This window comes from Chryseobacterium caseinilyticum, from assembly GCF_014837145.1.
Lineage (GTDB): Bacteria > Bacteroidota > Bacteroidia > Flavobacteriales > Weeksellaceae > Chryseobacterium > Chryseobacterium caseinilyticum.
Genome location: NZ_JACYFS010000002.1, coordinates 217694 through 228660 on the forward strand (window position 1 = coordinate 217694; position 10967 = coordinate 228660).

The window sequence follows — 10967 nt, forward strand, 5'->3', positions numbered from 1 at the left end:
ATTTAAAAACATTGTAAAACTTGAAGTACTTAGTTATTCGAAAGTAATTTCTCTTGTTTCTCCGTTATTATCAATTTCCATGGTGTGGTAGCCGAGTCCGTCGAGCTCCTCTTCATAAACTTCCGGCCATTCTATGATGCAGAGAAAAGAATTGTCGAGGTATTCTTCGATGCCGATGTCATACACTTCTCCGATGTTTTTTAAACGGTAAAGATCAAAATGAAAAACTTTTCCTTTCGGCGAACTGTATTCGTTCACAATCGAATAAGTAGGAGAGTTGACCTCGTCCTGACTTCCTAAATTTTTCAAGAGGATTTGTGTAAATGTTGTTTTTCCGGCTCCTAGGTTTCCTTTCAGCAAAAGGATATTATGTTTCAGCTGTGGCAAAATTTCGTTCACCACATCCTGCCATTGTTCTAAATTTCTGATCTCGAAATGCATGCAATTTATTTGAGGCTGTAAAATTAGGAAACGTTTCAGTGTCTGAAAGATTTTTGGATGAATTTTTATTCAGAATCTGCCTTAAAAAATAATATGTCCACAAAGATTTGCCACAAATTTCCCTGAATGTTTTTAGAAACAGTTTCCGTTACAGTTGAGTGCATTCTGAAAATCGTTTGCGGTGATGATGTAAGTTTCTACAGTCCCGTTGTTGTAATCGTTGCTGAAAATATTTTTAGGATCAATACAGGGTGTCCCATTAAAGTCACAGATTTGATAAGTTATCTTTCTGGAATTATTAAAAACGATATCTATTTTTTTTGGATAATTGAGCAAATTATAATAGCTGAAACCATTGTAGGGAGGAAGATCTTTAAATTTTTCAGTATAATTTTCAGAATTTTCAATCGTTATTTTTTCAGACAGGTTAATTTCTTCAACTCCTGCAGAATTTAGAATGTAGGGTATGATTTCAACTTTTGCTCCCGAACTGTTTTGTATACTGTACTCATATTCAATAGGCTGTTCGTCACAGTGATCACATCGTCCACAGCCGATCAATACTGATAACAGAAGGAAAAAAATGATACTTTTCATAGTTATAATATTTTCTTTTTTGCCTGAGTTTTACAAGTGAATGTTTGAAATTTTTATTATCAATTTACATGTACAAATACGTCACCTTCTCTCAGGTCGGCCATTGCATTTGTATTTCCACAGAATTCCCATCTCATTCTGTTGGGTCCGGTAATCGGATAAGAGTCAAGTAAATTTTGTTTTTTATTGATTGTCTCGACGGAGAATGTGTGATCAAAATGAAGCACAAAATCACCTGTCTCTTTAGGGATCATTTTTATTTCGTACCGGTATAACTTTTTAGCCGGATCTTCCTTTGCAGAAGTTGTGATGTAGGTATTCGGGCAATTGCCATAATCATCCGAAACATAACCTTCGGCTATTATTTTAAACTTTTTCTCAGCATAAAGAAGGTTGTAAGATGTAGAAGCTTTTGTAAGTTTGGAAGTAGATATCGCAAATGGTGGTGTGTAGTCCAGTTTTACAGAGTCCATTTTTATTACGTGATATCCATTGGTTGAGACACGTCCACGAATGGTGATTGTATCACCCACGTTGTAGATTTTGTCGTTATTCAGACTGATTTTGATGAGGCTGGGGTTTACTTCAATTTGTTCCTCATGAAATCCCGAACAGTCTGTTGACATGATTAGATGAATACCCAATAAAAATATCGCAATCGTGTAGAATTTTTTCATTTTATTTTTTTTCTAAAAATACTCTAAAAAACAATTACTTAGATAAAATTTAGGCTTTTGACTGTAATTTTGCTGAAGCTCAAAATCATTTCATTATTTTTGCTAAATGATCTCCAAACAGACGATAGATAAAATATTTTCCACAATCCGCGTAGAAGAGATTGTGGGCGAATACGTGCAGCTGAAAAGAGCGGGATCCAATTTTAAAGGGTTGAGCCCGTTTCATGAAGAAAAATCGCCGAGTTTTGTTGTATCTCCGAGCAAGCAGATCTGGAAAGATTTCTCGACTGGGAAGGGAGGGACAGCGATTTCGTTTTTAATGGAAATCGAAAATTTTACCTACCCAGAAGCACTTCGTCATGCAGCCAAAAAATATGCAATCGAAATTGAAGAAGACCGTCAGGAATTCTCTGAGGAAGCCAAAATTGCACAGACGGAAAGAGATATTCTTTATAAAATTCATGAAATTGCCAACGATTATTTCCAGAATATTTTGTGGGAAAATGAGGAGGGAAGATCTATTGGTCTTTCGTATTTCAGAGAACGTGAGCTGAAGGATGACATCATCAGAAAATTTCAGCTGGGATATTCTCCGGAAAAGAAAAATTCATTTACCGAATATGCGATTGAGAAAGGCTATTCCAAAGAAATTTTAGAGAAATCCGGACTTTCTATTTTTCCTGAAAATTCTCCGGCAGGCATCGACCGTTTCCGTGAAAGAGTGATGTTTCCAATTCACAGTTTTTCGGGAAGAGTTTTAGGTTTTGGAGCCAGAATTCTGAAGAACAATATTAAAACCGCCAAATATCTCAACTCTCCGGAGACAGAAATTTATCATAAATCAAATGTTCTTTATGGCTTAAACCAAAGCAAACAGGCGATTTCCAGAAAAAATGTCTGTCTATTGGTGGAAGGTTATATGGATGTGATTTCGCTCCATCTTTCGGGAATTGAAAATGTGGTGGCGAGTTCCGGAACTTCTTTGACAACTGAGCAAATTAAACTGATCAAAAGACTTACGGAGAATGTGACCATTCTGTTTGATGGTGATAATGCTGGAATCAAAGCCAGTTTCAGGAGCATCGATATGCTTCTGGCGGAAGGCATGAACATCCGTGTTCTGCTCTTTCCCGAAGGCGACGACCCCGATTCTTTTGCCCGGAAACATCCTCAGGATTACGTAGAGAAATTTATTGAAAACGAAGCGACAGATTTCATCGATTTTAAAGCTGAAATTCTTCTTAAAGATGCCGGAACAGATCCGATAAAAAAGGCTGATGCCATCCGGAACATCGTAAAGTCGGTTTCGTTTGTGCAGAATGCTTTGAAAAAAGAAGTTTATCTGAAAGAAGTTTCAAATAAATTCGGGCTTTCGGAGCAGAGTCTTTTTAATGAGCTCGATATTCAGAAGCAGATCACGCAGAATCAGACCCAACACCAGCCAAAAGAACAGCAGAAACCTGCAAAACTGGAAATCGTTCCACAACAGGCAGAGCTTGAAGATTCGGTTCAGTTTAATATTATTCATCAGGAAAATAAGCTGATTGATACAATGCTGATGTTTGGCGACATGGTTTTGGAAAGACAGGATGCCAATCTTGAGAAATACGAAATCACCGTCATTGAAGAAATTCTTCATCACTTTGAAGATGAGAATTATGAATTTCAGATTCCAACCAATCAGAAAATCATCGAAAACATCAAAATCGGAATTGAAAATGAGGAAATACGTGCCGGAAATTTCTTTATCACGTTAATGGATGAAGATATTACACTGAAAGTGGCCGACGCTCTTCTCTCGCCCGACGATCTCAGCGACTGGTCAACGAGAAATATTTTCCCGCCCGCCATTGGTGATCATCTTGCTGCGGAAGTGGAAGCCAATATTCTCATTCACAAATATTATTACATTCATCTCCTCATCAGAAAAATGACCGCCGATCTCGAAAACCACCGTGAAAATAATCCTACCGCGTATTTTGATTCCATAAAAAAGATCATGATGCTCACAGAGTTTTCAAGGCAGTTGGCTACAAAACTGGAGTGGTCACCGATTACGAAGGTTTGATTTTAAATTTATTCATATAAATATCCATGAAAAAACTGTTTTTCTTACTTGTTCTGATTTTCTCATCAAATATTTTGTTTGCTCAGACAGATCATCATTCCACGGCGATTAAAAATTTTCAGACTCAATATAATTCTGGAAAATACGAGTTGGTTTTCAACTCTTTTTCGCCTGAAATGCAGAAAGCTCTGCCACTCGAAAGTACAAAACAGTTTCTTGAAGGTCTAAGGTCTCAGGCCGGACAAATCACTTCGACAAAACTTTCAACTAAAGAAGGTACAACTGCGATTTACAACACCAATTTTGAGAGAGCAACACTGGAAATTCATCTCTCACTCGACGCCGGCAACAAAGTAAGTGGGCTTTTGATACAACCCGTGACTGAGAAACAATCAGCGATGAAAAGTGAGGTCAATAATGCGTTGAATACTTATCCTAAAGAAATTTCAGATTTGATTTTTTCAAAAACGAAAGATTTTCCCGATAATACTCAGGTTTCAATTGCTGTCATTAAAGATGGAAAAACAAATTATTACGGAATTTTAAAATCAGATAAGACCGTTAAAACTTCAGAAAATCAAAATAAAGTTTTTGAAATCGGTTCGCTGACGAAAGTTTTTACTTCCACAGTTCTGGCTTCTCTTGTTACTGATCGAAAAGTGAAACTGACTGATGAAATCAACAGGTTTTATCCGTTTCCGTTTAAAAATAATGTGAAAATTACGTTTGAAACTCTAGCCAATCACACTTCAGGTTTGCAACGGCTTCCTGAAAATATCAACCTTTCTGATATCTCAAATCCGTACAAAAATTATGGGAGTGAGCAGCTTTACGATTATCTTAAAAATGGTTTAAATCTGAAAAATAATTCAGAGAAAAAATATGATTATTCCAATCTGGGAGCAGGTTTGCTTGGTCATACTTTAGCTGTGTCGCAAAAAACCGGCTTTACAGAACTCCTTCAGAAAAGAATATTTGACAGATTTAAAATGAATAATTCGTTCACAAGCTCAAAGGATTTAGGTTCAAAATTGGTTAAAGGTCTAAATGCTGATGGGCAAGAGGTTTCCAACTGGGATTTTGATGTCCTTTTCGGTGGTGGCGGAATTTTATCAACAACTGAAGATCTTTCAAAGTTTGCCACAGCACAGTTTGACTTGAAAAATACTGATCTTACTCTGACGAGAACGCCCACATTTACAGTCAGCGAAAAAATGAAAATGGGATTGGGATGGCATATTTTAAAATCCCAGAACGGAAATGATCTTTTCTGGCACAATGGCGGAACAGCGGGATATTCATCATCGATGGCAATCGATACTGCAGGAAAAACAGCGGTTGTTATTCTGTCAAATGTTTCAGCTTTCAACCCTAAAATGGGTAGTATTGATCAACTTTGTTTTGAACTGATGAAACAAATCGGGAATTAAAATTATATTGATAAATCCGTTGCTCAGCAATTTTCATGGTTACATACTATTGCTATATTTGTTTCGTTTTAAATAAATTACAACTGTAATTTAAAAACTTAAAACCATGAAACCATTTTTAATTTTATTCCTATTTGTCTGCTCATTCTGCTTTGCTCAGGAAAAAGAAATTGTAAAAATCCTCAATGACGAACTTAAAAATGAGCTGAGAAATCAGTTTACCTATCCTCATTTTGATGGCGATACCGTTACGCTCACGAAAGAATTTTCTATCGATAAAAATAAAATTCTGAGTGTGGAAATCAAAAAACAAAACGGATTTCGTGTGTATACTGAAAGGCAGGAAGTACATCTGTCAAAAATTTCCAGTATCGGGAAAGACATCAATATAATTTTGAATTCGGATGGGGGAGATGTGCAGATCAAATCGAAAAGTGTTGACAAAGATAACAATCAGCAAACCCGCAGCACCAACAGCGAAACTTTTTTTACCTATCTGCATTTCAATAACAACGAGCATATCGGGAATAATCTCGTAAAGGCTTTTGCTAAAGCAGGCTACACTGTTAAAAAGGTGTATTGGTACGATTAAGGACTTTCAAATAAATAGCAATGCACTTCATTTTAAATTCTTATCACCACTATTAAGAACATTTTTTCTGCTTAAATTTTTCGTGTTTCTGCCATAATGTCCTTACATTTGTTTGGAACGAAATTAGTCACTCAAAAGGAAAAGATAATTTAATTACCTATGGATATTAAAAAAGAATTCAGAGATTTCTCTGTAAAACACTTAGGAAACAGCGGTCTCGCGACCGATCAGTATATGGGAATGTATGGGCCTACCAACCTTACGCCGTATATCATGGAAGAAAGAAGACTGAATGTGGCACAAATGGATGTATTCTCCCGTTTAATGATGGACAGAATTATCTTCCTCGGAACAGGTATTGATGATCAGGTAGCCAATATTGTTACTGCTCAGCTTCTGTTCCTTGAAAGTTCAGATTCTGCGAAGGATATTCAGATTTACATCAATTCTCCTGGAGGTAGCGTTTATGCTGGTTTGGGAATTTATGACACCATGCAGATCATCAAGCCTGACGTTGCAACCATCTGTACAGGAATTGCTGCTTCAATGGGAGCTGTACTTCTGGTAGCTGGGGAAAAAGGAAAACGTTCAGCTTTGAAACACTCAAGAGTAATGATTCACCAGCCAAGCGGAGGCGCACAGGGTGTAGCTTCTGATATGGAAATCAATTTAAGAGAGATGCTGAAGCTTAAAAAAGAATTATACGATATCATTTCTGAGCATTCAGGACAGACTTACGAGTGGGTTGAAAAAGCATCAGACAGAGATTACTGGATGACTTCTACTGAAGCTAAAGATTTTGGAATGGTAGATGAAGTTTTACAGAGATCGAAAAAAGAGTTGTAATTCGGTAATTTGAAAATGTGTCAATTTGAAAATTGACCAGATATTAAAAAAGGGATGTAATTTGATATTACGTCCCTTTTTTTATTTTCAAATTGACTCCCCGCCAAATTTTCAAATTAATTAAAACCTTCAATAATTTTAGAGAAATCTTCAACTTTTAAAGCTGCACCGCCGATCAAACCACCGTCGATGTCTGGTTGAGAGAAAATTTCTTTTGCATTATCCGGTTTTACAGAACCACCGTAAAGAATTGACACTTCGTCAGCAACTTCCTGTCCATACTTTTCTGCAATACTACTTCTGATGTGAGCGTGGATTTCCTGAGCCTGCTCCGGTGTAGCCGTTTCGCCGGTTCCGATTGCCCAAACCGGTTCGTAGGCGATCACAACTTTTTTAATTTCTTCTGCTGACAAAGTAAATAAAGCAGTTTCAGTCTGTGTTTTTACAACGTCAAAATGTTGTCCAGCCTTTCTTTGGTCTAAAGTTTCTCCGTTACAGTAAACAGGGATTAAGCCTTTATCCAAAGCTAATTTCACTTTTTTGTTACAACTCTCGTCGTTTTCACCGTGGTATTGTCTTCTTTCAGAATGACCGATTAAAGTTCCGTCAGCGTCGATAGATTCAAGCATATCAACAGAGATTTCTCCTGTGTAAGCACCGCTTTCGTGCGTGCTGATGTCTTGAGCAAAAACTCCGATTTCGTCGTTTTCAAAAACGTCTTTCGCCATCATCAGATACAGTGACGGTGGAGCGATCCACACTTCACAGTTGGATTTGTTGCTCATGGTGTATTCCAGTAATTGGGTCATCAGCTGTTGAGCCTCAATTACGTTTTTGTTCATTTTCCAGTTTCCTGCAACTATTTTTCGTCTCATTATTTTTATATATTTCTATTAGGGTTTAGAATAAATTTTAATTGTTTGGTAAAGCTATTATTTCCTGAAAATTTTCCTCCCTCTAAGGCTGGGGTTAAGAAAATTTTTGGGAATTTCAATCGGCGTGAGGCTTTCTAATTCAAATTCCAAAGATTTTTCAAAAGCACATAAAAAGTATGCTCTTCATCGGTCACCACATCATCCGCTTTGATCAGTGTCTTAGCAAATTGAATGAAATTAAGACGCTCCTTTTCAGTAGAATCTTCAAGAAAACATCTTCCGTGAAATTCAAAATGATCTTTCCATTCTTCAGGCTGAAGGAGAGCGATGGTTTCCAACTCGTTATCCAGATTCATTTTAAACGGAAACTCGTCAGCCAGATATTGCTGAACGAGCATTCCTTCCTCGGGAGCAAATTCGCCGTCAACAGATGAAAGAATCATTAAAAGGTGATATCCGGCGATTGATTTATTTGATTTCTGCATGCTATAATTATTTAAGATTTAAAATTCAGGATTTAAAATTGATCAGTCTGCTGCTATTTTATGTAGTCTTTTGCAGGTTGCTTGTCGATTATTTTTCCGTTTTTTAAGGTTAAAACGAAAGGATTGCTTCTGGCAATGGTCTTAATGGCAGTCTCATCCATCATGGCATTTTTCACTGTTTTAAAGGTTGTCGGGATGGTAGACACTCCGTATTTTACAGCATTTTTATTCAAATTTACTTTTGCTTCCACCTGCTTCAGAAGTTCCGGAGAAACATCATGGGGATGATAAGAAAAGATAATAACTGCCTCGGGAGCGTTCAGAATTTCGTCTGTAACCTCACCGCCTTCAGTATTTTCTACCTTAAATTTTGCTATTTCAGATTTGTAACCTTCTTTCACCAAAACAGATTCATTTTTATCTTCCTCAATTTTCCATGGAGTATTTTCTGCCCAGTACTCGGTCTGCTTGATGTAATCGTCCTGATTCACCTTTCTTACCTCCTTTGTTTTTTCGTTTTTCATTGAATAGAAAGTCTTGTATTCAAAAGGGTTTGCAGCGATTTTTTTCTTTTCGGCATTCAAATCTGTGCCTATATTATAGTCCCTGAAGTCAATCAGTGGCTCCTTAACAATTCCCATCGTCATAAAATAAATCAGAATCAGAGAGCATACGCCAAGAACAGCGTATTTTATTTTGGCATAAGAACGTGTCGGCTGTCTGTCGCTGTATTCATCGGCCTTTTGGAATTCTTTGCTGTAAAGAATAAACAGAATAATCAATCCTGCAAGAAGCACAATGTCTTTTATGAAACTTTGCCAGGGCGTAAATTTAATGGCATCGCCGAAACATCCACAATCGGTTACGACATTGAAATAAGCGGAATAAAAAGTCAGAAATCCAAAGAAAACGCACAGTGAAATCAGTGCAGAAAGCGTGAATTTAAGTTTGAGTTTCAGCAAAAGCATCAGTCCAAGCCAAAGCTCCAGAACCACCATAATTACAGAAAAAAGTAAAGCAAATTTTTCCAGAAACGGCATGTTAAAAACCGGAGGTTCAAAATATTCTTCCATTTTAAAAGAAAAACCGACCAGATCGACAGCTTTCACAAATCCGGAAGCGATGAAAATGATGGCAATGATGATGCGCAGTAAACCTTTAATCATATCAAATTGTTTTGGTTTAAGATTTTTGTTCTTTTTCAGCAAATTTTATCAGGCAGAAAACAGCGTAGTTCAGCATGTCAAAATAATTGGCATCCAGGCCTTCGGAAACTATTGTTTTTCCCTGATTGTCTTCTATCTGTTTGGTTCTCAAAACTTTCTGATATATTAAATCTGTTATCGATGAAATTCTCATATCTCTCCATGCCTCGCCGTAATCGTGGTTTTTCTTTTCCATTAAAGCCTGGGCTTCAGCAGAATATTTATCATAAAGATTTAAAATTTCATCAGGGTTTTCATTAAAATCATTTGAAAGGCCTTTCTCGAGCTGAATTAATCCGATGATAGAGTAGTTGACAATCGCAATGAATTCTCCTTCCTCACTTTCGTCAATCATCTTAACATCCGTCATCTGTAAAGTGCGGATTCTGTTGACTTTAATATAAATCTGATCGGTGATTGAACTTGGGCGCAGAACCCGCCATGCAGCACCGTAATCGTGCATTTTTTTTATGAAAAGATCACGGCATTCTTTGATGATGGTACCGAACTGCTCTGAAGTTTTTGACATACATTTTCTTAATCTTTCAAATATACACATTTTTGTCTTTTTAAACCTGACTTGAGACGGAATGGCAGCATATAAAAGTTATGACAGCAGTATAATTTTTTTTCATAATAATCAACTTTTGATTTAATTTTGTGAGGTTAAAATACTGCAATCGAATGTCCCAAAACAGCTTGCCTGAACAAAGCTCAATTTTTACTTCTCAATCGCAATTTCACTCCATAAACTGCAATGGAAGACTTGTTGATTTATCTTCACCCAAAATCATGGGAATTCTCAATCTTACCCCTGATTCTTTTTCAGACGGAGGGAAATTTAATAATGAAATTTCTGCCCTTAAACATGCAGAAAAGATGTTGGCTGACGGTGCAGAAATCATTGATATTGGCCCACAGTCTACACGCCCTAATGCTGAATTTTTAAGTTCTGATGAAGAGATAAAACGTCTGGGAAAAATTATTTCTTCCATTAAAAAAGAATTTCCGGAAGCCTTGATTTCTCTGGATACATTTTATGCAGAAACAGTAAAATTTGGTTTCAATGAAGGAATTGATATTGTTAATGATATTTCGGGAGGACAGTTTGATTCTGAAATGTTCAGAACCGTTGCAGAAACCAGACTACCGTATATTCTAATGCACGTGAATCCGTCTTATGAAACGATGCATGATAAAATTAAATTTCAGGATATTACACTTTCGGTCAATCAGTATTTTTCAGAAAAAACTGCAGAACTTCTAAGTAGGGGCGTGAAAGATATTATTCTCGACCCAGGTTTTGGTTTTGGAAAAACCGTGGATGATCTTATGAAAATGATTGACGAAGTACAGTATTTAGGTTTTCAAAAATTTCCTTTACTCATCGGTATTTCCAGAAAATCTTTTATCTATAAACCGTTGGGGAAATCTCCTTCAGACATCAATGAAGAAACCCAAAAATTACATTTAAAAGTGTTGAAAAAGGATGCGAAAATTCTGCGTGTACACGATGTCGCTGAAGCGAGAAAAACGGTTGAGATTTTTCAGAATCCAGGAAAATTGAACCATTAAGAAATTTAGATGGTTAAGATTTTTTGAGTGAAATATTTAAAATATTCAGTAAGAAAACACCCTAAAAATTTGTCTGCAAATCTTTGATCCATCTTAAAAACTTCCTGATCTCAATGTTTCAAATAAAAAACCCCTCAAAAATAAATTTAGAGAGGCTTCATATTACTCATTGCCAA

Annotated in this window: 12 protein-coding genes; 5 read left to right on the forward strand and 7 right to left on the reverse strand. The window is 36.5% G+C overall.

What is annotated here, in order from left to right; all coding sequences use genetic code 11:
• Positions 1–33: 33 nt before the first annotated feature.
• The 3 genes from tsaE to IC610_RS09100 all read right to left on the reverse strand — a co-directional run bounded on the left by tsaE (position 34) and on the right by IC610_RS09100 (position 1715).
• Complete coding sequence (gene tsaE, locus IC610_RS09090) at positions 34–441, reverse strand: tRNA (adenosine(37)-N6)-threonylcarbamoyltransferase complex ATPase subunit type 1 TsaE (RefSeq protein WP_191736575.1); 408 nt, start codon at positions 439–441, stop codon at positions 34–36.
• A 132-nt stretch (positions 442–573) separates the two neighbouring features.
• Positions 574–1038: a hypothetical protein gene (locus IC610_RS09095; protein WP_191736576.1), complete on the reverse strand. Its 465-nt coding sequence runs from the start codon at positions 1036–1038 to the stop codon at positions 574–576.
• A gap of 59 nt (positions 1039–1097) precedes the next feature.
• The gene (locus IC610_RS09100) at positions 1098–1715 is read right to left on the reverse strand and encodes a hypothetical protein (protein WP_191736577.1); all 618 of its coding nucleotides are present in this window, start codon (positions 1713–1715) and stop codon (positions 1098–1100) included.
• Positions 1716–1821: 106 nt separating this feature from the next.
• Between IC610_RS09100 and dnaG the strand changes: the two genes are divergently transcribed.
• The 4 genes from dnaG to clpP all read left to right on the forward strand — a co-directional run bounded on the left by dnaG (position 1822) and on the right by clpP (position 6651).
• Positions 1822–3783, forward strand: a complete 1962-nt coding sequence (gene dnaG / locus IC610_RS09105; protein ID WP_191736578.1) for a DNA primase — start codon at positions 1822–1824, stop codon at positions 3781–3783.
• A gap of 26 nt (positions 3784–3809) precedes the next feature.
• The gene (locus tag IC610_RS09110) at positions 3810–5213 is read left to right on the forward strand and encodes a serine hydrolase (protein WP_191736579.1); all 1404 of its coding nucleotides are present in this window, start codon (positions 3810–3812) and stop codon (positions 5211–5213) included.
• A gap of 106 nt (positions 5214–5319) precedes the next feature.
• Complete coding sequence (locus IC610_RS09115; RefSeq protein WP_191736580.1) at positions 5320–5805, forward strand: hypothetical protein; 486 nt, start codon at positions 5320–5322, stop codon at positions 5803–5805.
• 159 nt (positions 5806–5964) lie between these two features.
• A complete protein-coding gene (clpP, locus tag IC610_RS09120) occupies positions 5965–6651 on the forward strand; it encodes an ATP-dependent Clp endopeptidase proteolytic subunit ClpP (RefSeq protein ID WP_056076915.1) in 687 nt (228 codons plus the stop codon).
• A 116-nt stretch (positions 6652–6767) separates the two neighbouring features.
• On the opposite strand, the gene tpiA is transcribed toward clpP, so the two are convergent.
• The 4 genes from tpiA to IC610_RS09140 form a co-directional block, all read right to left on the reverse strand.
• Positions 6768–7526 carry a triose-phosphate isomerase gene (tpiA, locus tag IC610_RS09125; RefSeq protein WP_191736581.1) on the reverse strand — a complete coding sequence of 253 codons (759 nt, stop codon included), beginning with the start codon at positions 7524–7526 and terminating at the stop codon, positions 6768–6770.
• 134 nt (positions 7527–7660) lie between these two features.
• On the reverse strand, positions 7661–8011 hold the full coding sequence (locus IC610_RS09130; protein WP_056076919.1) for a tellurite resistance TerB family protein: 351 nt from the start codon (positions 8009–8011) through the stop codon (positions 7661–7663).
• 53 nt (positions 8012–8064) lie between these two features.
• On the reverse strand, positions 8065–9177 hold the full coding sequence (locus IC610_RS09135) for a BT_3928 family protein (RefSeq protein WP_191736582.1): 1113 nt from the start codon (positions 9175–9177) through the stop codon (positions 8065–8067).
• A 16-nt stretch (positions 9178–9193) separates the two neighbouring features.
• Positions 9194–9745: a DUF1599 domain-containing protein gene (locus IC610_RS09140; protein ID WP_191736583.1), complete on the reverse strand. Its 552-nt coding sequence runs from the start codon at positions 9743–9745 to the stop codon at positions 9194–9196.
• 155 nt (positions 9746–9900) lie between these two features.
• On the opposite strand from IC610_RS09140, the gene folP reads away from it, so the two are divergent.
• Entirely contained in the window at positions 9901–10791 is an 891-nt protein-coding gene (gene folP, locus IC610_RS09145; RefSeq protein WP_449506092.1) for a dihydropteroate synthase, read from the forward strand.
• Positions 10792–10967: the final 176 nt, after the last annotated feature.